Raw genomic sequence first — 23777 nt, 5'->3', positions numbered from 1 at the left:
TCGTCGTGCTGGTGGTCATCCTGCGGCCACCTGTCCTCTCATGCGGGAAACGATCTCCGTGATCCGGTCGTCCACCGCGCCCAGCTGGGTCAGATATCCCCAGTAGTCGGGGTGGATGCGATCGAGGTGTTCCTTCGCGCGTTCGATCCGGTCGGCCTGAGCATCGAGGACCGAGCCCCATTCGTCAACCAGAGCGTGATTGACGGCGAACACCTGTGCGTCGCGGAGCCGGAACCGCACACGCTGTTCGGCACCGCGGGGGTCCGCCCGGACCTCGCGGAGGACCCGGAGGCGAGACAACACGTCGTCGACGGCGCGCTCGGCCACGGCGAGGTCGTCGCGGGCGGCGTCGGCGCGGTCGATCGCCTGGTCGGGGGCCTCGTCGAGCAGGGCCCGTGCGGCATCGAGCTCAGCGTCGGCGTGCGCGAGCCGTTCGTCGACGATGCCGCCGTTGCGCTGCAGGTCGACCGAGCAGTCGGCGCTGAACTCGCGCCGGAGCGCGGAGAGCGTGTCGGGGACCTGCGCACCGCGGGTCGAGATGGCGCTGCGCCGGGTTTCCACCGATCGGATGACCTGGCGCGCCCGCTCGCCGAACGACGGGGCGTCGGCGAGCAGTTGTTCGAGCCGCCGGGCCGACGCGACGACGGCCGCGGCCGTCGCCTGACGGTCACGCAGCCCGGTGCTGTGTTCGAACGCCGTCAGAGTGCGGTCGAGGTCGTCGGTGGCCTGGGACACCGATCGCAGCCGATTGACACTGGGCGTGGAGCCCTCCAGCGCGGTCAACGCCCGATGCGCGGCCACCCGTGCTTCCTGGTCCTGTGCGGTGGCGGCACGCATCGAGGCCCGCGCCCGGTCCAGGGTGGCGGCGTTGGCCTGCGCGAAGGCACGCATCGACGCGGTGATCGCGCGTAACGCCTCGGTGGACCGGTCGAGATCCTGAGGCCGGACACGCTGACCCTCCGGCGGCGACAGGAGGCGGAGGTAGTCGGCGGTGGCCTCAGCATGTTGTTCGCGGATGGCCTGCCAGGAGCCGCGGAGCCCGGACCGGGGGTCGAGCGCGGAGCTCGCGCCGACGGCCGGATCGATCTCGGCCAGGACGGATTCGGACTCCAGGAACGCCGCTGTCATTTGTTCCGATGATGCGGGCGATGCGGAATTCGTGCGTGAATCGTTCCCGAACCAACGACGTACGAAGTTTCCGGGCACCACTCGATGCTATCGGCTAATTTCATCTCCGTATGGGGCCGGATTCCCGGCCCACGGTGGGGTGGATGCCGGGGTGTCGACGGCGCCGTGGTGCGGGGATGGCGTCGGGTGACGAACGAGGGACGGTCGATCGGCGGCCTCCCCGCGGCGCGAGAGAGGCACGTCGAATGCAGTTGGTACAACGGTCCAAACGCGTGGTGGAAGCCAGGCTCAACAACACCGCGGTCCGCGCGATCAGCGGATCGATGGTCGCCTACGAGGGTCAGGTGAACTTCAAGTCCGCGGGCTTCGGCGGTGGCGACGGCGTGCTCGCCGGGCTCAAGCAGCGCGCGACCGGCGAAGCGCTGTCGCTCATGGAGGCATCGGGCAACGGCGTCGTCTACTTCGCGCACAACGCTGCCGAGACGACGATCATCGAGCTGAACAACGAGATGCTGCAGGTCGAGTCACAGCAGCTGATGGTGCTCAACGGCAACCTGCAGACCAACGTCGCGTTCGCGGGTCTACGCGGGGCGTCGTCCGGCCAGGGGTTGTTCACGACGACGGTCAGCGGCCACGGCCAGATCGCGTTGCTGTCCAACGGTGGACCGCTGATCCATCTCGAGGTGTCACCGCAGTATCCGCTCGTCGTCGACCCGGACGCGTTCGTCTGTGCCCGTGGGCAGTTGAGTCAGTCCTTCGTCACCGACGTGTCCTGGCGTGCGGCGCTGGGGCAGGGCGGCGGGGAGGCCTTCTCGCTGCGGTGGGATGGCAGCGGTGTCGTGTCGATTCAGCCGGCCGAGCGGTGAGGGCGAGGTAACGCGAATGTTCACCAAGGTCAACAGCAAGGTCGTCTCCGTCGACATCGGCCGTACCGGTCCCGTCGTCGCCCGGCGCGGGGCGATGCTCTTCTACAAGGGCAATGTCCACTTCCAGCCCCACCAGATCGCCGGTGCGGGCGGCATGGGCGGCGGCATGCCGGGTCTGGGGGGTATGGGCGGCATGGCCGGCCGCATGCTCGCAGGCGAACACGAGTCCACGATGATCGCGCAGGGCCAGGGCGAGGTCCACTACGGTTTCCTCGGCATCGAGGCGCATGTCGTGCATCTCGGAGCGGTCGGCGGGATGATCCGCGTCGAGGCGTCGCGTCTGCTGGCCTACGGGGCCAACCTGCAGGCGTCTGTCGTCTCGGTCGCCTCCCAGGGCGGCGGGGGCGGTGGTGGCGGCGGTGGCGTCTTCGGGGCCCTGCGTTCCGCGGCCGCCGGAGCCGTCACGGGTCAGGGCATGTTCACGACGCAACTCTCCGGCCCCGGGTCGGCGGTGCTGCTCGGACACGGTGGCGTCTTCGAACTCGAGGTGTCGCCGGGCAAGCCGCCGGTCACCGTCGACCCACAGGCCTTCGTCGGCTCGGCAGGACAGGTCGCCACGTCGCTGCGTTCGGCGATGAGTTGGCGCAATGTCGGTCGGAGTGGCGGCGAGGCAATGCAATTGGAATGCACCGGACAGGGTGTCGTGTACGTGCAGGCATCGGAGGAGAAGCTGTGAGCCAACTCAACACGGTGTGGAATCCGATGACCCTGCCGTCGGATGACAATGTGCCGGACAACAACTACTCGTTCTGCATCGATCTGAACCAGCCGTGGTTCATGTCCAAGGGCGCCATGATCGCCTACTACGGGCAGATGCAGTTCACCGCTCTCACGCAGGGCCTGCAGGGCAACATGCTGCAGATGGTCGCCCAGCAGTTCTCCGCACCGCTCTACCTCGGTGACTACGTGGTGGCCGAGGGCCAGGGCAAGCTGATCATCGGCGACCGCGGCTACGACATCAACGCCTACGACCTGGAGGACGGCAACCTCACCATCCGTGCCGCCAATCTGCTTGCCTTCCAGCCCAATCTGTCGTTGAACCAGTCGATCGTCCCCGGCTTCCTCACACTCATCGGCACCGGCAAGTTCCTCGCGTCGTCCAACGGTCCGGTCATGTTCGTCGAACCGCCGGTGCGTGTGGACCCGGAAGCGCTTGTCGGGTGGTCGGATTGCCCGTCGCCGAGTCATCACTACGACGAAGCGTGGGTCAACGGTTTCATCGCGGCAGCCGGACGCCGGATGGGTCTCAACTCCGGTGAGGAGCGTCAGTTCGACTTCACCGGAGCCGGAACCGTTCTGGTGCAGTCCAGCGAGAAGGTCCGCGACGACACCTCCGTCCTGCGTACCATCCAAGGCCACCTCCCGGGCATGTCGGTGCCGAGCCTGCACCAGATCAACCAGCAGATCACCCAACAGCTGGGTCAGCAGCAGGGCTGATCCTCCCACCGAAAACAACTGCGCCGCAGATCCGACGAGGATCTGCGGCGCAGTTGTTTGGGCTGGGCTCCCGTGTGAGGAGCGAGCTTGCGAGCGTCACTTTCTGCTCCCTGAGGAGCGAGCTTGCGAGCGTCTCGAAGGGTCAGATGTTGACCCGCTCCTCCTCACCCGCTGCGGCGAGTCGGTTGCGCCGGACGATGCTGGAGACCAGCGCGGCGATGATCAGCGCGACGCCGATGAGGCCGGTGATGATCTCCGGCACGTGGGTGCCGATCGAGTACAGCAGGATGAACGCCAGCGCGCCGATGGCCCAGTGGGCGCCGTGCTCGAGGTACACGTACTCCGAGAGCGTGCCCTTGCGCACCAGGTAGACGGTGAGCGAACGGACGAACATCGCGCCGATGAGGCCGAGGCCGAGGGCGATGATGATCGGGTCGGCGGTGATGGCGAACGCGCCGATGACGCCGTCGAACGAGAACGACGCGTCGAGCACCTCGAGGTAGAGGAACAGGAAGAAGCCCGCCTTGCCGGTGGCCTTGGCCAGGTCCGACGGTCCCGACTTGCCGTTGGACTTCTCGCCTGCCGCCTTCTCGACCGCCGACTTCTCTGCGGCATCGGTGCCGGGCTCGGCCGCATCGTCGTCGTCCTCGGTTTCGACGTTGAAGTACTCGCCGAGGCCGTTGACCAGGATGTAGGTGAGCATGCCGAGCGCGCCGGCGATCATGACCGTCGACCGCTCGTCGGCCGGCGCGATGTAGGTGGCCGTGAGAATCAGCAGGATGAGCGCGATGACGACCTCGAGCATCTCCAGCTTGCCGATCTTCTCGAGCGGGCGCTCGATCCAGGTCAGCCAGGTCAGTTCCTTCTGCTCGAACACGAAGCCCAGGAAGAGCATCAGCAGGAACATGCCGCCGAACGCCGCGATCTGCGGGTGGGCGTCGGTGATGATCGTCTCGTAGCTGGGATCACCGTTGGCGAAGTACGCCGCGTCGTCGGGCGGCGGGTTGAGCGCGAGGTCGAGTGCGTCGACGGGGTTGAGCCCCGAGGCGAGCCACACGATGACCAGCGGGAACACCAGGCGCATACCGAAGACGGCGATCAGGATGCCGATGGTGAGGAAGATCTTCTGCCAGAACTCGCTCATCCGGCGGAGGATCGTGGCGTTGATGACCGCGTTGTCGAAGGACAGCGAGATCTCGAAGACGCCGAGGATGGCGGTCAGGATCAGCGCTTCGACACCGCCATAGAGGAACGCGATGATCAGCGACACGATCGTCACGACGACCGAGAGGCCGAAAATTCGTACTACCACTGGGTTGTGGCCTTTCTAGGGTGCTTGGAAACCAGCCGACCGCATTGTCGGAGAGGAGTGGTGACACGCGGATGCCGCACCCGCTCGAAAGCAGGTGCGGCATGCACGAGGACGTTCAGCGAACGGCCGGAGTCGGCGACGACTCAGACGTTGACACCGAAGTCGCGGGCGATACCCGCGAGACCCGAGGCGTACCCCTGGCCGACCGCACGGAACTTCCACTCCGCCCCGTTACGGTACAGCTCACCGAAGACCATCGCGGTCTCGGTGGAGGCGTCCTCACTGAGGTCGTAGCGGGCGATCTCGGCACCGCCGGCCTGGTTCACGACGCGGATGAACGCGTTGCGGACCTGACCGAAGGACTGCGAGCGCGCGTCCGCGTCGTAGATCGACACGGGGAAGACGATGGAGTCGATGTTCGGCGGAACACCGGCGAGGTCGACCTTGATGACCTCGTCGTCGCCTTCGCCCTCACCGGTCAGGTTGTCGCCGGTGTGCTCGATCGAGCCGTCGGGCGAGCGCAGGTTGTTGAAGAAGATGAAGTGCTGATCGGAGACGACCTTCTTGTCGGTACCGAGCGCGATGGCGCTGGCGTCCAGGTCGAAGTCGGTTCCGGTGGTGGTCCGGATGTCCCAGCCGAGGCCGACGGAGACCGCAGTCAGACCCGGAGCCTCCTTGCTGAGGGAAACGTTCCCGCCCTTGCTCAGGCTCACGCCCATGGTTTGCGCCTTTCTGTTGGTACGGAGTCTGGTGATGTCCGAAGCGACCGATGAATCGGGCGACCGAGAAATCGGGCATTCGGAGCAACCGACAACACTCTATGTGAAGGCTGCGCGGGGGTCATTGAGTTGACTGGATGACCTGGGGTTTCGGCACAGGTCCTGTCCCGGCTACAGCACAGCGGCGCTTCCTCATCAGATCAGGAAGCGCCGCTGTGCTGTACTCTACGAGACTCAGGCCTCGATGATGAACTCTTCGAGCTGGGTGCGCGCGACGTCGTCGGCGAGCTGCTTCGGAGGGGACTTCATCAGGTAGGCCGAGGCCGGGATGACGGGTCCGCCGATGCCGCGGTCCTTGGCGATCTTGGCGGCACGCACGGCGTCGATGATGATGCCGGCCGAGTTGGGGGAGTCCCAGACCTCGAGCTTGTATTCGAGGTTCAGCGGCACGTCGCCGAAGGCGCGGCCTTCGAGGCGGACGTAGGCCCACTTGCGGTCGTCGAGCCACGCAACGTGGTCCGACGGTCCGATGTGGACGTTCTTGTCCTCGACCTTGCCGGCGAGCGAGCCGGTCAGGTTGGAGGTCACGGCCTGGGTCTTGGAGACCTTCTTGGACTCCAGGCGCTCGCGCTCGAGCATGTTCTTGAAGTCCATGTTGCCGCCGACGTTGAGCTGGTAGGTGCGGTCGAGGGTGACGCCGCGATCCTCGAACAGCTTCGCCATCACGCGGTGGGTGATGGTGGCGCCGACCTGGCTCTTGATGTCGTCGCCGACGATCGGGACACCGGCGTCGGTGAACTTCTGGGCCCACTCGGGGTCCGAGGCGATGAACACCGGGAGTGCGTTGACGAAGGCGACGCCAGCGTCGATGCAGCACTGGGCGTAGAACTTGTCGGCCTGCTCCGAGCCGACGGGGAGGTAGCTGACGAGGACGTCGACCTCGTTGTCCTTGAGTGCCTGGACGATGTCGACACCGGAACCGTCTGCCTCGGTGATGGTCTCGAGGTAGTACTTGCCGAGACCGTCGAGGGTGTGTCCGCGCTGGACGGTGACACCGGTCGGCGGGACGTCGGCGATCTTGATGGTGTTGTTCTCGCTGGCGAAGATCGCGTCGGACAGGTCGAAGCCGACCTTCTTGGCGTCGACGTCGAACGCGGCGACGAACTCGACGTCGCGGACGTGGTACGGGCCGAACTTCACGTGCATGAGGCCGGGAACGGTGGCGTTCTCGTCGGCGTCCTTGTAGTACTGCACGCCCTGCACCAGGGATGAAGCGCAGTTTCCTACGCCCACAATGGCAACGCGCACCTTATTGGGCTCACCCATGGTCGGGTTCTCCTTCTTCTCGCGGCATCGCAGTCGTTCGCTGCGCAACCGGTGTTTTCCGTTGCTCGGGTTCTTCGAGCTCTGCGTCCCGGCTCTGCGTCGAGTCCGGGTCTTGATAATCGTCATCGGATCGTCCGGGATCGGTCTTCGATCCCGGATCGACCAGTGACCGTGCGGTTTCGGCGACGTCGTCGTCGAACTGCCCGCCGAACGGGTCTGATCCCCCGTCCTGCTGCGAGCTCTCGGCCGCGATCAACTCGTTGAGCCAGCGGACTTCGCGTTCGCTGGACTCCAGACTCAGTTGATGCAGCTGCCGGGTGTAGCGGTCGACGGTCCGGTTGGACCGGCCGACGATCTCCCGCAATCCCTCTCGCCGTTCCTCGACCTGCCGGCGGCGCCCCTCGAGGATGCGCATGCGCGCAACCGCGGGGGTCCGGCTGAAGAACGCCAGATGCACACCGAATCCGTCGTCGGTGTAGTTCTGGGGCCCCGTGTCGGCGACCAGCTCGGCAAACCGTTCCCGGCCGGCGTCGGTGAGCTGATAGACGCGCCGGCCACGCCGCACCTTCACACCCAGGGGCGTTTCGGGTTCGTCGATGAGGCCGTCGGCCTGCATGCGACGCAGCGTCGGGTAGAGCGATCCGTACGAGAACGCACGGAATGCGCCGAGCAGGCCGGTGAGCCGCTTGCGCAGCTCGTAGCCGTGCATGGGGGATTCGAGAAGCAAACCGAGAATGGCCAGCTCGAGCACTGCGCCACCCCCTTCACGGTCCCGATGATCTGTCACTTCCATCTCGGAGATCGATATGCGGACGTACTCTGACGCGCCGACACCTCACTCCGATGTATTCGCCAATGTATCGCACCGATATAAACGTGTCCACGAGTGGTCAGACGAAACGAGGACTCCGTCTCGGGCCGACCCGCGACCATCCGGCACTCGCCGGGCGCCGGACCCGTCGCGCCGACCTGCGGTCGACGACCACGTACTCTGAGAAACGTGCAACGCCAGATCGTCGACTACGCCCTGCAGCGGCGCGCTCGGCTGTCCTCGGTCCACGCGGGCCGGACCGCCGTGGCCGAGGTCTGCGATGCGAGTCCGTACCTTCTGCGCGCGGCGAAGTTCCATGGCCGGACCAGCGAGACCATGTGCCCGATCTGCCGCAAAGAGCAGGTCACGCTCGTGTCGTGGGTGTTCGGCGACCGCCTGGGTCAGGTGAGCGGCTCGGCCCGCAGCACCGAGGAGATCGCCCGGCTCGCGACGACTGCCGAGGAGTTCTCGGTGCACGTGGTGGAGGTGTGCCGGACCTGCAGCTGGAACCATTTGGTGCAGTCGTACGTTGCCGGGCTGCCGCCGCGGTCGACGCGTCGTTCTCGACGCGTGGCCAAATAGTGCGTGGGCCTGCGGTTTTTTGCCCGGGCCTGTCGTTTGCTGTCACAGTGGAGTCTGCTGTCAGTGGAGTCTGCTGCCGCAGTGAAGCGGCACGAGGCCAGATGAAGTGACCCGCGGCCGCCCGGCGATGATGTCCGTGCGGCCCGGTAGGAAGGTGGACGATGAGCGAGGCACGTGGTTCTTCGCCCACGCCGCGAGGTACCGGAATCCGTCCCGGTACGGGCGGTGGCGGACAGAGCAACGCAAACAGGACAGCGACCAAGCACCGGCGTTTCGCCTGGGCGCTGGGCATCGTCGGGGCGATCGTCCCGGCGATCGTGCTCGTCCTGATCATGGCGTTCGCGTTCACCTATTTCACCGCCGAGATCCCTGAACCCGATGTGAGCCAGAAGGCGACCATCGTCGACACGTCGGGCCGCACCCTCGCCGACGTCACCTCGCCCGACGGCAACCGCACCGTGGTCCCCTTCGACGAGATCCCGGAGACGATGAAGCAGGCCATCGTGGCCGCCGAGGACCGCGAGTTCTGGACCAACAACGGCTTCTCGCCCCGCGGCCTGTCCCGTGCGGCCATCGGCCAGATCACCGGCAACCAGACAGCCGGTGGCGGCTCCACCATCACCCAGCAGTACGTCAAGAACGCGATCGTCGGCGACGAACGCAGCTTCGACCGCAAGTTCAAAGAGCTCGCCATCGCCGCCAAGATGAACGACCGGCACGGCTGGTCCAAGGAGAAGGTCCTCGAGGCCTACCTGAACACCATCTACTTCGGGCGCGGCGCCTACGGGATCGCCGTGGCGGCGCAGAAGTTCTTCAACAAGTCGATCACCGACAAACGTCGTGCCGAACGCAATCCGCTGACCTTCGAGGAGGCGGCGCTGCTGTCGGCGGTCATCCGCGCGCCGTCGTACTACGACCCCGACACCAACCGCGAGGTCACCGAGGCACGCTGGCGCTACGTCCTCGACGGCATGGTCGCCACCGGCGCGATCACCCGTCAGCAGGCCGATTCGGCCGTCTTCCCGAAGACGATCAAGGCCCGCGTCAGCGACTCCGACGAGACCCCGGGCCCCAACGGACTCATCAAGCGGCAGGTCCTCGCCGAGCTCAACCGCATCGGCATCACCGACAAGCAGCTGCGTACCGGCGGCCTGAAGATCAGCACCACGATCGACCCGCAGGTCCAGAACGGCGTCGTGCAGGCCGCGTGCCGCAAGAACCGGATCTACAACTGCCCCGAGGGTGAGCTGAACGGTGAGCCCAAGGACCTCCTCGCCTCGGCGGTGTCCATCGACCCGCAGACCGGCGGTGTGCGCGGCTACTACGGCGGCGACAACCCGGGTGGTTGGGACCTGGCTCAGGCCGGACTGCAGACCGGTTCGTCGTTCAAGGTGTTCGCGCTCGTCGCGGCCCTCGAGCAGGACATCCCGCTGTCGAAGACCTACAGCTCGGCACCGTTCCAGGCCAGCGGCGGCCTGACCGTCGAGAACTCCGACGGCGAGAGCTGTGGCACCTGCAATCTGGCGACCGCCATGAAGATGTCGCTGAACACCGTGTACTACCGGTTGATGATGGACCTCAACGGCGGTGCGCGGGCGGTCGCCGACGCCGCGCACAAGGCCGGTGTCGCGGAGTCCTTCGGCAACATCGAGAAGACGTTGGAAGAGGCGAACGGGCAGCCCGAGGGCGGCGTGGTCCTGGGTCAGTACCAGTCGCGGGTCATCGACATGGCCTCGGCGTACGCCACCCTCGCCGCGTCGGGCGTTTATCACGAGCCCTACTTCGTCCAGAAGGTCGTCGATTCGGAGGGACAGGTTCTCTACGAGCGCAAGACCGAGGGCAAGCGCGTCTTCCCTGCGAAGGTCGCCGACAACGTGACTGCGGCACTCGAGCCGATCGCGGGTTACTCGAACGGCAACTCGCTGTACGACTCGACGCTCGGATCGCGGCCCTCCGCGGCGAAGACCGGCACCGTCCAGCTCGCTGACACCGGACAGAACAAGGACGCCTGGATGGTCGGGTACACCCCGCAGCTGTCCACGGCGGTCTGGGTCGGCACCAGCGACGGCACCGCGCTGACCAACTACAACGGTGCGTCGATCTACGGCAGTGGTCTCCCGTCGTCGATCTGGAAGTCGGCAATGGACGCCGCGCTCGAGGGCAAGGAGATCAAGCAGTTCCCCGAGCCGGAGGAGATCGGCGGGGTCGCCGGCGTGCCCTACGAGGCGCCGGTGACCACCGAAGCGCCGACGAGGTCCTCGCGTGGACCCTCGGTGCCGACGTTCGACATCCCCGATCAGGGCGGCGACGGCAATCTGACCCTCGCCCCGGGTGTGACGATCCCGATCCCGGGCGCCCCACGCAACGGCGGCGGTGGCGGTGGCGGTGGCGGTGGCGGGAACAGTCCGGGCGGCGGGCTGGCACCCGGCGGCGGGGACGGTGGCGATTCCGGTGGCGGCGCACCCGGCGGTGGCGACGGTGAGGACGGCGGAGGAGTCCCTGAACCGCCCATCGGCTGACCATGGCCCCGCAGCCGAATCGGCTCCGCCGAGCGGCTCCGGACCAGCCTGGGACAGCCCCGCACCCTTGGCGAGCGACACCCGCGTCGACGACGCCCGGATGCTGCCGACGCGCACGGACACGATCGTGCGCGAGGCGAGTTCGCTCGTCGGCGGACCCGTCGGTGCGCATGCGGTCATCGGTCGAAGTCGTCATCTGACGCCGCTGCGTGTGTTGTTCGCGCTGGCGCTCTGCGGTCTGGCGCTGGGCTGGTTCGGCAAGGCCGGTTGTCTCCAGCAGGCGCCTCCCGACGACGGCACGGCCGGTCGGCCGGGTGCCGAGATGCGGCTCGACTGGGACGACCAACGTCAGTTCACCAATCTCTGCTACTCCGACGTGATCAGCCTGTTCGGCGCCGAGCGGCTGAATCAGGGCGCGCTGCCCTATCGCGACTTCTGGTTCCAGGAGGACTCCGAGGGCCAGACCATCAAGCGGTACATGGAGTACCCCGTGCTGACCGGCATGTTCATGTACGGCGCCGCGCAGATGAGTCGAGGGTGGTCCTGGGCCGAGGACAACTGGGGTGTGCCCGGAGCACTCGACGTCGTCCTGTTCTTCACCATCGTGGCCCTCGGGTTGACGGCGTTCTGGCTGGTCACCATCTGGGCGACTGCGCTCACCGCCCGCACCCGCATGTGGTCGGTCTGGCTCGTGGCGCTCTCTCCGCTGGTGTTCGTGCACGCCTTCACCAACTTCGACGCCATCGCGACCGCTGCGGTTGCGGTGGCACTGCTGGCCTGGTCGCGGGACCGGCCGTGGCTCACCGGGGTGTGTATCGGACTGGGTGCCGCGGCGAAGCTGTATCCGGCTCTGCTGCTTGTGGTTCTGGGTGCACTCTGTCTGCGGAGCGGCAAGGTCCGGGAATTCGGCTACGTCGCCGGTGCGGCAGTGGGTTCTTGGCTGGTGGTCAACCTGCCGATCCTGATCCCGTACCCGACAGGTTGGTCGGAGTTCTTCCGCTTCAACGCCGATCGGTCGGCAGATCCCGACACGATCTACCGAATCGTCGCCGACGCCGCCGGTTTCACATGGAACATCGACCTCTTGAACGCGTTGTCCGTCGGGTTGACGGTCGTGGTGATCGTCGCGGTGGCGGCCATCGGTGTCTGGGCGCCGCGCCGCCCGCGGGTGGCCCAGCTGGCGTTCCTGGCGGTGGCAGGCTTCCTGCTGGTCAACAAGGTGTGGAGCCCGCAGTACTCGCTGTGGTTGGTTCCGCTTGCCGTGCTTGCGATTCCGCACACGCGCCTGTTGCTGGCCTGGATGACGGTCGACGCGCTCATCTGGATACCGCGGATGAGCCTGTTCCTCGACGCCGAACGCCGCTGGCTACCGGAGGAGTGGTTCACCGCAGGCGTCGTGTTGCGGGGTCTCATGGTCGTGGTCCTGTGCGCGGTCGTCGTGTGGCAGATCTGGCATCCGCGCGACGACCTGGTCCGACAGGGCAACGACGGCCGACGATACGACGATCCGGCCGGTGGGGTTCTCGACGGCGCGCCGGACCGGATCACCCGGCGGCCACGCCGGCACCACGCAGACCGACCCGTCCCGGTCGAGGTCGGCTGAGTCCGCGGTTACCGTCCCGCTGACGCCGAGATCGGCTTCGGCGCAGTCGGACTTCCGCGAATCGGGGCGCACAGACCAACATGGCGCTGGCGCGGATCCGTCGGCGGGATCACCGCCGCCGACTCCGACGACGACCGTCACTCCGGGTCCTGCTTCGATGGTCCTGCTGAGGATTGGACCCGACTTTTCGTGGGTACTGTCGGGTCATGTCGGATACCGCACCACAGATCCCGGACAACACTGTCGATGCCGTCGGAAAAGTAGGGGAGGCGCTGGAGTACATCGAGCGCGCCCGCGGCCACCTCTACACCTTCCACCAACTCATCGGTCGCGGCGACCTCCTGCTCGGCGAAGCGGTCGACGAGCTGCGCGAGGCCGGTCATGCCGAGTTCGCCGACGAACTGTCCACCGACCTGGTCGGGCGCAACGTCCTCGACGGTCGGTGGACCTTCCAGGTCGTCGAGGAGTTCGACGACACCTACTGGGGACCCCTGCGCGAGTACGTCACCCGGGTCCGGGCCGACCTGACCGACGGGCAGCGGCACGTGCACGAGGCGCGGATGAAAGAAGATCGCCGCACACACGGGCACGTCGAGCACACCAAGAAGCCCGAAGCTGACGCCTAGCTCGAAAGGCGCTGTAGCAGAGTTTCTTTCGCCGACGGCCAGTCGTCGTCGGTCATCGCGTACAGGGCGGTGGTGCGCCAGCCGTCGCCGAAACGGCGATGCTTGCGCAACAACCCCTCGAAACTCGCGCCGAGTTTGGTGATCGCTGCGCGCGACTGCTCGTTCCGCTCGTGTGTGTGCCACGCGAGGCGCACGGCGCCGCACTCCTCGAAGGCGTGACGCATCAGCAGGTACTTGGCGGTCGGGTTCACCGCTGTCCCCTGCGCCCGTTCGCTGTAGAAGGTGTATCCGATGCACGCGGAGCGGTTCGTCTCGTCGATCTCGTAGAAGCTCGTCGACCCGATGAGGGTGCCGTCGGTGTTGTCGATGACGGCGAACGCGACTCGCGACTCGAGGTCGGCGAGCGCCGCGTCGACGAAGCGTCGAGCGCTGTCCGTGTCGATGGGTATGCCGGGCACCCAGTGGAATCTGCCCGGGTCCCCGACGACCCGGGCAAGGTCGTCGATGTCGCCGACGGTGAGGGGCCGCAACGTGACCCGTCCGCCGACCAGTGGGCCCGTGCCCAGCCAGGCGCTCACGTCGGCTCACCCGGCCGTCGTCCACCGGCGGCCGGCACCGTGTCACCCGGCCGGTGGCCGCCTGGACGAGGCCCGAGCGGTGCGGGGTCGGCGGTCTTTCGAGGGGCGGGCATGTGCGCGGGTTTCCCGATCGAGGCGAGCGGTTCGCGCAGCGGGGTGCCGACGAACGAGAAGATCAGGTAGGCCAGCAGCGCCGCGTGTACCCACACCGAACCGGCGACCCCGGTGAGAATCCACCATGGCAGCGGGTCGCCTGCGTCGCGGATGGGGAACAGCCGGAAGATGGTCAGGTCCAGAGCGACATCGGCGAGCAGGTACGCCACGATCACCGGCCACCGCACCTTCATCAGGACGAAGAACGGCAGAATCCACAGCGTGTACTGCGGGGAATGCACCTTGTGGAACAACATGAACCCGGCGAGCATCGCGGCGCTGACACCGATCCACGGGAAGAACCCGATCTGCTCATAGCGGCGCCACCCGAGGTACATGGCGGTCGCGAACGCGGCGAGGATGAGCAGTGGGGAGGCGATGCCGACGATGGAGTGATAGCTGTCGGTCGTCCCGGTGACGTACCGCAGCCCCCAGTACCAGATCGAGTTGGTGTCGACGTCGGCGCGGCGCCGACTCTGGAAGGACAGCGCCGCCTTCCACCCGTCGAACCCGAGGATCATGAAGGGCAGCTGGACTGCGACGACCGTGACGATCGCCGCGCCCGCGACCCATGCGGCCCCCGCCCAGTCGAGACCCCGGCGCGCGACGCTCCGCGCGCCACCGACGCCGCCGGTGAGCACATAGGCGGCCAGCGGCAGCACGAAGATCCCGGGATAGAGCTTGAGGCAGAACCCGATGGCGAGCAGGACCGCCGCCGCGACGCCGGCGGTCCGCAGGGGGAGTCGGTGCCGGCCCGTACCCGGGTCCGGTGACGCACCCCAGGTCATCACGGCGATCGCGCCGACCGCGGTGGCCACGACCGGCAGCTCCCAGTTGTGGAACGAGTAGAGCACCAGCGGCGGGGTCGCCGCCCACAGCAGTGCCCACCATCGCACCATCACCGCCAGCAGAATGGTGATCGCGAGGCCGAACGGCGCCAGCAGCAGTGCCGACCGTACGAAGAACTCGGTGTCGTTGTCGGCGCCGGTGGCACCGAAGAACATCAGCAGCCCCGACAGCACCGGATATTCGACGACGCCGCCGAACAGTGTTCCGTCCGAGCCGATTCCGCCGTGGATGTACGGAAAGACGTGGTTGTTGATGTCGCGCCCGAGCCAGAGGTACATCAAGTCCGAGTAGCAGGGGATCAGTGCCCCCGGATCGCCGGTGGGCCAGTTCTCGCTGCGGCCGAGTGCGTCGAAAGGCGCACCGCCGCATCGGAGCTTGGCCTGGAAGCTCCAGAACATCGTCACGGTGGTGGCCAGCAACGACACCAGCACGATGACCGCCGTCTCGCCGCGCCCGGACAGCTGCGGGGACCTCCGGCGAGAGATCGTCCGCGGCTCCGACATGGCCAACAGACTAGGTGGTCCGGCACCCCGCCGCCGAAGCGGCCCGTGACCGCGGATTTCTCTGCGAACGGCCAGGTCATGTATCTTGGACCGGTTGCCGACGCAGGCGACCCTCCTGCCACGGACAGTCCGTGGCCGACCTAGCCCATAGGAGGTGATGTGGTCTTATGCGTCACTACGAATTGATGGTCATCCTCGATCCGAATCTGGACGAGCGCACCGTCGCACCCTCACTCGATACTTTCCTCAATGTTGTCCGCAAGGATGGCGGTTCGGTGGACGGCGTCGACATCTGGGGCAAGCGTCGTCTTGCCTACGAGATCCTCAAGCACAACGAGGGCATCTACGCCGTGATCGATCTCAATGCCGAGCCCGCCACGGTCTCCGAGCTCGATCGTCAGCTCAAGCTGAACGAGTCGGTTCTGCGCACCAAGGTCCTGCGGAAGTAGTCCACAGGGTTTCTTGATCGTCTGAACACGTCGGTACCGGGTTCTAGGGTTGGACCCAGAACACCCGGTGCATGTCGATCAGCGAGTGCCCACCAACGACCCAAGGGGAACACACATGGCAGGCGACACGGTCATCACCGTCATCGGCAATCTCACCGCCGACCCGGAATTGCGGTTCACGCCGTCCGGTGCAGCGGTTGCCAACTTCACGGTGGCTTCCACTCCGCGCACGTTCGACCGTCAGACCAATGAGTGGAAGGACGGCGAAGCGCTGTTCCTCCGCTGCAACATCTGGCGCGACGCCGCGGAGAACGTGACCGAAAGCCTGACCAAGGGTTCCCGGGTGATCGTGCAGGGACGGCTCAAGCAGCGGTCCTACGAAACCAAAGAAGGCGAACGACGCACGGTCGTGGAACTCGAGGTCGACGAGATCGGCCCCTCGCTGCGTTATGCCACCGCCAAGGTCAATCGGGCCTCGCGCGGCGGCGGCGGTGGCGGCGGCGGATTCGGTTCCGGTGGCGGCGGCGGTAGCCGCAGCGGCGGATCGAACCAGCAGGTTGCCGATGATCCCTGGGGCAGCGCGCCTGCCAGCAACAGCGGGGGATCGTTCGGCGGCGGGGACGACGAACCACCTTTCTGATATCGCTCGGGGCATGATGTCCGCCCCGAACAGCCCGGGATCGGCACCGACCGTCCCGAAGCATTGACTGGAGCAATACACACATGGCAAAGGCAAAGCCGAGCCGGAAGCCTCGCGTCGAGAAGGTCACCAAGACCAAGGCGTGCAGCTTCTGCAAGGACAAGAAGGCCGTCATCGACTACAAGGACACCGCGCTGCTGCGCCGTTTCCTGTCCGACCGTGGCAAGATCCGGTCGCGTCGCGTGACCGGTAACTGCGTGCAGCATCAGCGCGACGTCGCTGTGGCAGTGAAGAACTCGCGTGAGGTGGCCCTGCTGCCCTTCACCTCGACCAGCCGATAAGCGGAAAGGATCAGTTGACATGAAGCTCATCCTCACCGCCGCTGTGGAGAACCTCGGCGAAGCCGGCGACATCGTCGTGGTCAAGGACGGCTACGGCCGCAACTACCTGCTGCCCCGCGGCCTGGCCATCAAGGCCACCCGTGGAGCCGAGAAGCAGGTCGAGGGCATCCGGCGTTCGCAGGAAGCCCGCGAGGTCCGCGGTCTCGAGCACGCCAACGAGCTGAAGCAGGCCCTCGAAGGCCTCGCCGACGTCTCGCTGGATGTGAAGACCCACGACTCGGGCAAGCTCTTCGGTTCGGTCACCGCGGCAGACGTCGCCGGTGCCATCAAGACCGCGGGCGGCCCGACCGTCGACAAGCGCAACGTCGAACTGCCCAAGGGGCACATCAAGGCAACCGGTAGCTACCCGGTCACCGTCAACCTGCATCCGCAGGTCTCGGCGACCGTCCAGCTCGCCGTCGTCGCCGCGAGCTGACACAGGCGTTCAACACACAAGGCCGGGTGGAGATCCTCCACCCGGCCTTTGTCGTGCCTGCCGACGACGTAACCACTGCTCCCTGAGGTGCGAGGAGCAATAGCGACGAGCCACGAAGGGCCTGGTGAGCCAGGTTGCTACACCCTTCGAAGCCCCTACTTCGCTCCCTGAGGAGCGCCCGGAGCTTGCGGAGGGAGCGTCACGAAGGGTCGAAGCCCTACTTCGGCGCCGGTGGAGTCGCCGGCAGCTGATTCCAGTACTGCAGTCGCGGCGGAAGGTACCGCGGTGCGGGGTTGGCGCTGTGGTCGACCGCGTTGTTGCCGGGCCCCAGGGTGTCCCAGGACGGGAAGAAGAACTTGTGCCAGGCCGGGGTGAAGATCAGCGCGCGCTGACCGGTGCGGCATGCCACGGTGTCTCTCCTGGGCACCGTGCAGGTGACGCCGGCGATGGTGACCCGTTTGCCCACGCCCAGGACGGGCGGGCGGAAGCCGGCGTTCGATCCGAACCGGTAGGTCTGGGTGTTCCGCGCCCACCACGGCCCTTGCTGATCGTCGGCGATGGCGGCGCCCAGGGCGTCCGGGGGAGCAGTCGCCGGGCGGCCCTGGCAGCCCACGTAGCGGTAACCGGGACCGACCTGGCACATCCAGCGGCCGGTCGTGAAGAAGGAGCGTCCGTTGTCGGCGTAGGCGAGTGAACGGAACATCGTCGGGTCGACGGGTTGATACCGCGTGAGGTCGAACTCGACCGGCATGGACGGCCCGGGTGCGGCAATGGCGGGTGGCGCCGAGGCGATGCCAGCCGCCACTGTCAGGGCCGCCAGTACGACGGTCACCCGCCGGCGCGCGACCCGTCGGATGACCCCGGAACCCAACCCCAACCTCGACACGCTCGACATTGCATCACACCGGGAGCCGGGTTGTCGCCGATCAGCTGTAAGTCGGACGACTGATCAGGTGGATCACCGTCGTGACGAGGTGTAACGCGGACCACACCGGATGTTCACCCGAATATTCGCCACGCGATGTTGCACACCGCGCCGCAACACGCCCGCAAGGCGACTCGCCGAGGAAATCCGAGCGATTTCCAATTAGTTGATTGTGGAAATTAGCCACCGCTCTGACCTGCGAAGACAGGCTTGCTCACACCCTAATTCCTCAGGTTGTCCACAAAGGGTGCACAACGCGTCCCCGTGCGACTCACACTCCGTCCACAAGTGCTCCCCAGATTCACTAACAGTTCGGTTTGAGTCGCCGTCGCAGACGTCCTAATGTCACGCTCCAGCGTCTCCGACCGTTTCGGCGCTCCGGCAATGTCTTATGTCGGTGCGACTATCGGCCGAGACTGACCGAACACGACGTCGACACCGGGGACTCGCGACGTGGCCTACCGGGGCCGACACCACACTTCAAAGTCGTACTCATCGAAGTCGGGTGGGATCGAGCGTTGCGAGAGGTTTGACACGCGTGGCTGTTGTGGATGACCGCGGGCGCGGCCCCGTTGCCGGAGGCCGAGGCCGGGGAGACGACGAGATCCCCGCCGAGGACTTCGGACGGCAGCCCCCGCAGGATCTGGCGGCCGAGCAGTCCGTGCTCGGCGGCATGCTGCTGTCCAAGGACGCGGTCGCCGACGTCGTCGAGAAGATCCGTACGGCGGATTTCTACCGTCCGGCTCACCAGGCGGTCTTCGAGGCGATTCTGACCCTGTACTCCAAGGGCGAGCCGGCCGACGCCGTGACGGTTGCTGCTGAACTCGAGCGTGCGGGGGAGCTCAAGCGCATCGGCGGCGCGCCCTATCTGCACACCCTCATCTCCACGGTCCCGACGGCCGCCAACGCCGGCTACTACGCCGAGATCGTGGCCGAGAAGGCGCTCCTGCGCCGTCTGGTGGAGGCGGGCACCCGCATCGTCCAATACGGCTATGCGGGCGCTGACGGTCAGGACGTGGCCGAGGTGGTCGACCGTGCCCAGGCCGAGGTCTACGAAGTCACCGAGAAGCGCACCGCCGAGGACTACGTCCCGCTCGAGGATCTGCTGCAGCCGACGATGGACGAGATCGACTCCATCGCGTCGCGGGGCGGGATCTCGCTGGGTGTCCCGACCGGGTTCGCCGACTTCGACAAGCTCACCAACGGGCTGCACCCCGGCCAGATGATCATCGTCGCGGCGCGTCCCGGTGTGGGCAAGGCGCTCGCGCTCGACACCCCGCTGCCGACCCCTGCCGGGTGGACGACCATGGGCAAGGTCGCCGTGGGCGATCATCTGCTCGACGCGCATGGCCGTCCGACACGCGTCATCGCCGCCACCGAGGTGATGACCGAACGTCCCTGCTACGAGGTCGAATTCAACGACGGCGCGATGATCGTCGCCGACGAGCAGCACCAGTGGGCGGCCGAGATCGACGGCGAGCGCCAGGTGGTCACCACCGCCGGGCTCCGCGCACACGTGGGATGCGCCGTCGTGCGGAACACGGCGCCGCTCGAACTGCCGCGCAAACGGTTCGCCTACGGCCCGTACACGGTCGCAGCGCTGGCCGGAATGGCTTTCGACGACCCGGAGATCGCCATGCGGATCGACGCCGAGGGGCCCGTCGATGTGATGACGCTGATGGCCGACCTCGGTGGACGAATCCCGTATGAGTACCTGCGGGGTTCGATTGCGCAGCGTCGGGCATTGCTCGCGGGGTTGCTCGACGCCCGCGCCACGGTCGACGACGACGGATGGATCACGGTGCCCGCGGCCACGCGGCACATGACCGCCGTCGTCGCCGACCTCGTGGCCGGACTCGGGTTCAACTACAAGCGCTCGGCGACCGGTTGGCTTCGGGTGGATGCCGACGACGACGTGTTCACCGTTCACCACAAGGCCATCCGGCACAAGGAACTCCGCCGCAAGGCCGGTGTTCGACGGGTCGTCGCGGTGCGTCCGGTCGACCCGGTGCCCGTGCGATGCGTCGAGGTCGACAACGATGAGCATCTCTACCTCGCCGGTGAGGCGATGGTCCCGACCCACAACTCGACCCTCGCCATGGACTTCCTGCGCTCCGCGGCCATCGGGCATGGCCTCACCGCTGCCATGTTCTCTCTGGAGATGAGCAAGACCGAGATCGTCATGCGACTGCTCTCGGCGGAGGCCAAGATCAAGTTGGCCGACATGCGCGCCGGCACCATGAGCGACGACGACTGGACCCGTCTCGCCCGCCGGATGGGCGAGATCTCGGAGGCGCCGTTCTTCATCGACGACTCGCCCAACCTCACGATGATGGAGATTCGCGCCAAGGCGCGCCGTCTCAAGCAGCGCCACGACCTGAAAGTCGTTGCGGTGGACTACATGCAGCTGATGACCTCGGGTAAGAAGGTCGAGTCCCGTCAGCAGGAGGTCTCGGAGTTCTCCCGCCAGCTGAAGCTGCTGGCAAAGGAACTCGAGGTGCCGGTGATCGCGATCAGCCAGCTCAACCGTGGTCCCGAGCAGCGCACGGACAAGAAGCCGCAGGTCTCGGACCTGCGTGAGTCGGGCTCGCTGGAGCAGGACGCCGACATGGTCATCCTGCTGCACCGTCCCGACTCCATCGAGCGCGACGACCCGCGAGCCGGCGAGGCCGACATCATCGTCGGCAAGCACCGTAACGGCCCGACCGCCACGATCACCGTCGCACACCAGCTGCACCTGTCCCGGTTCGTGGACATGGCGCGGGGGTAGTTCGTTCATCCGCGCTCTGGAACGGCCTCAGCTCAGCAACAACCACCCGAACCGTAGTGCGAGGGCAGTGAACCCGAGGAGGCCGGTGGCCACCAGCCAGCGGCGCGCCAGACGCTCGGCCTCCACGTGGTCCCGGCCGGGCCGCAGATAGACGTAGGCGGCGGTCATCGCACATGCCGCAGCCGCGGCCCCGACGAGGATCACCAGCGTCAACATCAACACACCACCCATCATGCCGACGAACTCATCTACTGCGGCGTCGATCTCGGGAAGGCCGCGGCCGGCGCATCAATCGTGAACCGGCGGAGGCGCGGTTTCGACAGGCTCAACCAGCGGAGGCGCACAGTCAACCGGTAGGGACGCACGGTCAACGCGTACGGACGCACAGTCGACGGATTGGGACGCACGGTCAACGGATTAGGGCGCACGGTCGACGGATTGGGCCGCACAGTCAACGGGGCGGGCACGAAGTCGGCGCTGCGACGTCATCCGAAGTCGCAGCGCCGAATCGGGATCGTCGACGACGGGGGGATCAGTCGACGTCCTCTCCCACCCACTTCGCGAGCAGATGGTGCATGTGGCGGATCTTGAGTTCCTGGTAACCCGCGAGCGGCAGGTACTTCTGCGTCGTCGTCTTCAGCCCGCGGTGCACCTTCGGCATGTTGTAGGCGTCCTGGTCGAAGACGCGGGCCGAGCTGCCGAGCACGGTCGCGTCGATCCAGGTCTGTTCCGGAGTCAGCCACTGCACCTTGGCCGCAGGCGGCCGTTCGCCGGTGAACGGTGCGAGCAGGTAGACGTCCATGATGGAGGTGTCGTGGTCGTCGCCGTTGGGACGGAACCGGTAGACGATCCGCTGGTAGGCGCCCCACGGGTGGAAGTTCGGGAACACCGTGTAGTAGATGCTGTCGAGTGACTCGGCGTCGGACATGTTGTCCGCCTTGACATCACCGATGGTGTCTCGGAGACCCTCGCGGGCGAGGAGCCCTGACATCTCACGAGCGGTGACGCCGTCGGGCAGCGTGACCATGGGGTCCTCGTCGATGCGGGCATCGACCATCGAGTCGAACATTTCCTGCTCGGTCGGGACGAACCTGATGTGCGGGCTCGGGACACCGTTGGCGGTGATACCGCGGTTGAAGTTGCCCCAGGCGTCGTACTGGCTGTTCGAATCACCGGTTCCCACAACGCGTTGCGGGTGGGTGGTCACGACGTGGAACGCCTCGGAGAACGCCTCCTGGGCGATCTTCCAGTTCGCGTCGATCACCTTCGCCACGTGCGCCTGGATGTAGCGGTCCTCCAGGGGCCACGCCTCGAAGTGCTTGCCCAGGTCACCGAGGAAGCTGGCCAGGGACTCCGACGCCGGGTCCATGTTGATGAAGACGAAACCGCCCCAGGTGTCGACCTTGACCTGGGGAAGGTCCATGGTGCTTTTGTCGACGTGTGGGAAATCCCATTCGCACGTCATGGATTTCAGCGACCCGTCGAGATTCCAGCAGAAGCCGTGGAACGGACACCGAAGGTCATGTCCGGCGGGGCCGCTCTCCTCGCGGAGCGTGCGACCGCGATGCAGGCATGAGTTGTAGAAGGCGCGGATCGACATGTCTTGTCCGCGTACGACCAGGATCGACTTCTCGCAGATCTCGTAGACGTGCGTGTCGCCGGGCTCGGGGATCTCCTCTTCGCGACAGGCCATCTGCCAGACCTTGTACCACATACGATCTCGCTCGAGTTCGTGATACTTCCGGCTGATGTAGCGAGAGACCGGGATGAAGTTCTGGTCCTCGTAGAGGTCGTGGGTCTCCTCGCGCAGCACCTGGGGGACGGGGTGCGTATCGGTGTCGAGCAGCCGCTGGTAGCTCTCGGCATAGTCGGACTGTTCATCCCGCGAAGCCGTCTGATCGGCGCTACGAGTGTCGATCTCGGTCACAGTTTGCCTCCTTCGGCCAGGCGCGTGGCACGGGCTTCTTCGGCGAGCTTGTCCGCCTGCATTTTCTCGAGAAGCTTGGCTGCGCCCATGAAACGGCGGTTCTGGGTGATGGGGACGGGCTCGCGTGGCCCGAGGCCGACCCACCGCGCCATCTCCGGATCGACGGACTTCACCTCGCCGTGCAGGTAGCGGCCCTCCGGGTCGAAGGTGCCGGTCTTCCCGTCCTTGGTGGTGACGAGCACGTTGTAGTCCTCGTCGAATTCGTAGATGGCTCGACTCATCGGATGCCGGATCTGACGCATCGGGATCTCCTCGGTGGACTGCCGCCTCTTACTTGGCAACGTATGCACTAACTGTAGCACCGGGAGTGAGCAGCGACACATCGAACTGTATCGACTGTCAAAAAAGCATCAGCGCCGACGGGCGACCCAGGTCAATGCGTTGGCGACCAGCCTGCGGTAGTGCGGGTCGCCGAGAGTTGCCGCGGTGTCGCCCGGTTGCAGGTAGACCAATCGCGACCGTCCGTTGGTGCGAGTCCATCCGACCAGCGACGAGCCGGGCTCATGGTGCCAACCCTCACGCTCGTCGCGCCGGCCGGACATGGCGAGTGCGGTGGAGAAGTGCACGTCTTCGGTCATCGGTGCATCCGTCCGCAACAGCGGTGTCACCGAGTCCTCGAACACCTCGCACAGGTAGGTCTCGTCGACGAGGTCGAGATGTGCCGGCAGGCCCGCGGCCACCGGATGCTCGACGTCCTCGACGGAGATGCGCTGTGCCACAGCGTGCCGGTATCCCGAATCGGGGCGTTCTTGACCGCGGACGGTCCCGGGTGAGTAGAGGTAGCGTCCGCCGACGAACTCTGCCCACTCGTCCCAGTTCGCCCAGCTGGCGATGGCGTGGTGCAGGATCACATATCCGTGGCCGGTTGCGGGCGCGTCCCGCAGGCACGTGCGCAACGCTTCCGGTGGACCGGACGGCTCGGGCAGCGTCCCGGGCATGTCGTAGTGCAGGGACGCATCGAACTCGGCGAGTTCGTCCGGGCCGACCTCGGCGTCGGGGTGTTCGCGCCAGGTGGCCTCACCCGGCAGGGACTCCACGAAGTCGGCGAAGGCCGTCCGGTCGAAAGAATGACCGCCGGTGACCGCGAGGATGCGCATGAGGGACTCCAACCAGCATCG

24 protein-coding genes are annotated in these 23777 nt (G+C 66.4%); 12 read left to right on the top strand and 12 right to left on the bottom strand.

Going from position 1 to position 23777, the window contains the following annotated elements:
• Positions 1 to 15 precede the first annotated feature (15 nt).
• Positions 16 to 1128, bottom strand: a complete 1113-nt coding sequence (locus ACSUZC_RS23155; protein ID WP_439030777.1) for a hypothetical protein — start codon at positions 1126 to 1128, stop codon at positions 16 to 18.
• A gap of 245 nt (positions 1129 to 1373) precedes the next feature.
• On the opposite strand from ACSUZC_RS23155, the gene ACSUZC_RS23150 reads away from it, so the two are divergent.
• The 3 genes from ACSUZC_RS23150 to ACSUZC_RS23140 are packed head-to-tail and all read left to right on the top strand — an operon-like array spanning position 1374 to position 3491.
• Complete coding sequence (locus tag ACSUZC_RS23150; RefSeq protein WP_439030776.1) at positions 1374 to 1994, top strand: AIM24 family protein; 621 nt, start codon at positions 1374 to 1376, stop codon at positions 1992 to 1994.
• Positions 1995 to 2010: 16 nt separating this feature from the next.
• Entirely contained in the window at positions 2011 to 2730 is a 720-nt protein-coding gene (locus ACSUZC_RS23145) for an AIM24 family protein (RefSeq protein WP_439030775.1), read from the top strand.
• Entirely contained in the window at positions 2727 to 3491 is a 765-nt protein-coding gene (locus tag ACSUZC_RS23140; RefSeq protein ID WP_238420240.1) for an AIM24 family protein, read from the top strand. Before ACSUZC_RS23145 ends, ACSUZC_RS23140 begins: the two co-directional genes overlap by 4 nt.
• A 142-nt stretch (positions 3492 to 3633) precedes the next feature.
• On the opposite strand, the gene ACSUZC_RS23135 is transcribed toward ACSUZC_RS23140, so the two are convergent.
• The 4 genes from ACSUZC_RS23135 to ACSUZC_RS23120 form a co-directional block, all read right to left on the bottom strand.
• The gene (locus ACSUZC_RS23135; protein ID WP_439030774.1) at positions 3634 to 4803 is read right to left on the bottom strand and encodes a DUF475 domain-containing protein; all 1170 of its coding nucleotides are present in this window, start codon (positions 4801 to 4803) and stop codon (positions 3634 to 3636) included.
• A gap of 143 nt (positions 4804 to 4946) precedes the next feature.
• The gene (locus ACSUZC_RS23130; RefSeq protein WP_439030773.1) at positions 4947 to 5522 is read right to left on the bottom strand and encodes a TerD family protein; all 576 of its coding nucleotides are present in this window, start codon (positions 5520 to 5522) and stop codon (positions 4947 to 4949) included.
• A gap of 234 nt (positions 5523 to 5756) precedes the next feature.
• Positions 5757 to 6848, bottom strand: a complete 1092-nt coding sequence (locus tag ACSUZC_RS23125; protein ID WP_439030772.1) for an inositol-3-phosphate synthase — start codon at positions 6846 to 6848, stop codon at positions 5757 to 5759.
• The gene (locus tag ACSUZC_RS23120) at positions 6841 to 7599 is read right to left on the bottom strand and encodes a PadR family transcriptional regulator (RefSeq protein ID WP_439030771.1); all 759 of its coding nucleotides are present in this window, start codon (positions 7597 to 7599) and stop codon (positions 6841 to 6843) included. The genes ACSUZC_RS23125 and ACSUZC_RS23120 overlap by 8 nt, the downstream gene beginning before the upstream one ends.
• 249 nt (positions 7600 to 7848) lie before the next feature.
• On the opposite strand from ACSUZC_RS23120, the gene ACSUZC_RS23115 reads away from it, so the two are divergent.
• From ACSUZC_RS23115 to ACSUZC_RS23100, 4 genes are all read left to right on the top strand, one after another.
• Entirely contained in the window at positions 7849 to 8241 is a 393-nt protein-coding gene (locus ACSUZC_RS23115; protein WP_439030770.1) for a DUF5318 family protein, read from the top strand.
• A gap of 161 nt (positions 8242 to 8402) precedes the next feature.
• Positions 8403 to 10760 carry a transglycosylase domain-containing protein gene (locus ACSUZC_RS23110; protein ID WP_439030769.1) on the top strand — a complete coding sequence of 786 codons (2358 nt, stop codon included), beginning with the start codon at positions 8403 to 8405 and terminating at the stop codon, positions 10758 to 10760.
• A 67-nt stretch (positions 10761 to 10827) separates the two neighbouring features.
• A complete protein-coding gene (locus ACSUZC_RS23105; protein WP_439030768.1) occupies positions 10828 to 12363 on the top strand; it encodes a glycosyltransferase family 87 protein in 1536 nt (511 codons plus the stop codon).
• A gap of 206 nt (positions 12364 to 12569) precedes the next feature.
• Positions 12570 to 12989 (top strand): hypothetical protein, encoded by a 420-nt coding sequence (locus tag ACSUZC_RS23100; RefSeq protein ID WP_439030767.1) that lies wholly within the window; start codon positions 12570 to 12572, stop codon positions 12987 to 12989.
• On the opposite strand, the gene ACSUZC_RS23095 is transcribed toward ACSUZC_RS23100, so the two are convergent.
• Positions 12986 to 13567: a GNAT family N-acetyltransferase gene (locus ACSUZC_RS23095; RefSeq protein ID WP_439030766.1), complete on the bottom strand. Its 582-nt coding sequence runs from the start codon at positions 13565 to 13567 to the stop codon at positions 12986 to 12988. The two genes, ACSUZC_RS23100 and ACSUZC_RS23095, sit on opposite strands and share 4 nt — an antisense overlap.
• Positions 13564 to 15072 carry a hypothetical protein gene (locus ACSUZC_RS23090; RefSeq protein WP_439030765.1) on the bottom strand — a complete coding sequence of 503 codons (1509 nt, stop codon included), beginning with the start codon at positions 15070 to 15072 and terminating at the stop codon, positions 13564 to 13566. The genes ACSUZC_RS23095 and ACSUZC_RS23090 overlap by 4 nt, the downstream gene beginning before the upstream one ends.
• Positions 15073 to 15239: 167 nt before the next feature.
• On the opposite strand from ACSUZC_RS23090, the gene rpsF reads away from it, so the two are divergent.
• From rpsF to rplI, 4 genes are all read left to right on the top strand, one after another.
• Positions 15240 to 15521 carry a 30S ribosomal protein S6 gene (gene rpsF, locus ACSUZC_RS23085; RefSeq protein ID WP_058252882.1) on the top strand — a complete coding sequence of 94 codons (282 nt, stop codon included), beginning with the start codon at positions 15240 to 15242 and terminating at the stop codon, positions 15519 to 15521.
• Positions 15522 to 15636: 115 nt separating this feature from the next.
• Positions 15637 to 16161, top strand: coding sequence for a single-stranded DNA-binding protein (locus ACSUZC_RS23080; RefSeq protein ID WP_439030764.1), 525 nt, complete (start codon positions 15637 to 15639; stop codon positions 16159 to 16161).
• An 83-nt stretch (positions 16162 to 16244) separates the two neighbouring features.
• Complete coding sequence (gene rpsR, locus ACSUZC_RS23075; RefSeq protein ID WP_004020662.1) at positions 16245 to 16502, top strand: 30S ribosomal protein S18; 258 nt, start codon at positions 16245 to 16247, stop codon at positions 16500 to 16502.
• A gap of 19 nt (positions 16503 to 16521) precedes the next feature.
• The gene (rplI, locus tag ACSUZC_RS23070; RefSeq protein WP_439030763.1) at positions 16522 to 16977 is read left to right on the top strand and encodes a 50S ribosomal protein L9; all 456 of its coding nucleotides are present in this window, start codon (positions 16522 to 16524) and stop codon (positions 16975 to 16977) included.
• Between the two features lie 217 nt (positions 16978 to 17194).
• On the opposite strand, the gene ACSUZC_RS23065 is transcribed toward rplI, so the two are convergent.
• Positions 17195 to 17872: a hypothetical protein gene (locus ACSUZC_RS23065; RefSeq protein ID WP_439030762.1), complete on the bottom strand. Its 678-nt coding sequence runs from the start codon at positions 17870 to 17872 to the stop codon at positions 17195 to 17197.
• Positions 17873 to 18440: 568 nt separating this feature from the next.
• Between ACSUZC_RS23065 and dnaB the strand changes: the two genes are divergently transcribed.
• Positions 18441 to 20672 (top strand): replicative DNA helicase, encoded by a 2232-nt coding sequence (gene dnaB / locus ACSUZC_RS23060; RefSeq protein ID WP_439030761.1) that lies wholly within the window; start codon positions 18441 to 18443, stop codon positions 20670 to 20672.
• 27 nt (positions 20673 to 20699) lie between these two features.
• Here dnaB and ACSUZC_RS23055 read toward each other — a convergent pair whose 3' ends face one another.
• The 4 genes from ACSUZC_RS23055 to ACSUZC_RS23040 all read right to left on the bottom strand — a co-directional run bounded on the left by ACSUZC_RS23055 (position 20700) and on the right by ACSUZC_RS23040 (position 23756).
• Entirely contained in the window at positions 20700 to 20888 is a 189-nt protein-coding gene (locus ACSUZC_RS23055) for a hypothetical protein (protein ID WP_439030760.1), read from the bottom strand.
• 316 nt (positions 20889 to 21204) lie between these two features.
• Positions 21205 to 22599 (bottom strand): aromatic ring-hydroxylating oxygenase subunit alpha, encoded by a 1395-nt coding sequence (locus ACSUZC_RS23050; RefSeq protein ID WP_439030759.1) that lies wholly within the window; start codon positions 22597 to 22599, stop codon positions 21205 to 21207.
• On the bottom strand, positions 22596 to 22901 hold the full coding sequence (locus tag ACSUZC_RS23045; RefSeq protein ID WP_004020683.1) for a hypothetical protein: 306 nt from the start codon (positions 22899 to 22901) through the stop codon (positions 22596 to 22598). The genes ACSUZC_RS23050 and ACSUZC_RS23045 overlap by 4 nt, the downstream gene beginning before the upstream one ends.
• 108 nt (positions 22902 to 23009) lie before the next feature.
• Positions 23010 to 23756 (bottom strand): ThuA domain-containing protein, encoded by a 747-nt coding sequence (locus tag ACSUZC_RS23040; RefSeq protein WP_439030758.1) that lies wholly within the window; start codon positions 23754 to 23756, stop codon positions 23010 to 23012.
• Positions 23757 to 23777 lie beyond the last annotated feature (21 nt).

It is taken from the genome of Gordonia terrae (assembly GCF_051789125.1).
GTDB classification, from domain to species: Bacteria; Actinomycetota; Actinomycetes; order Mycobacteriales; family Mycobacteriaceae; genus Gordonia; species Gordonia terrae_A.
This window is presented reverse-complemented; position numbering and strand designations above follow the sequence as displayed.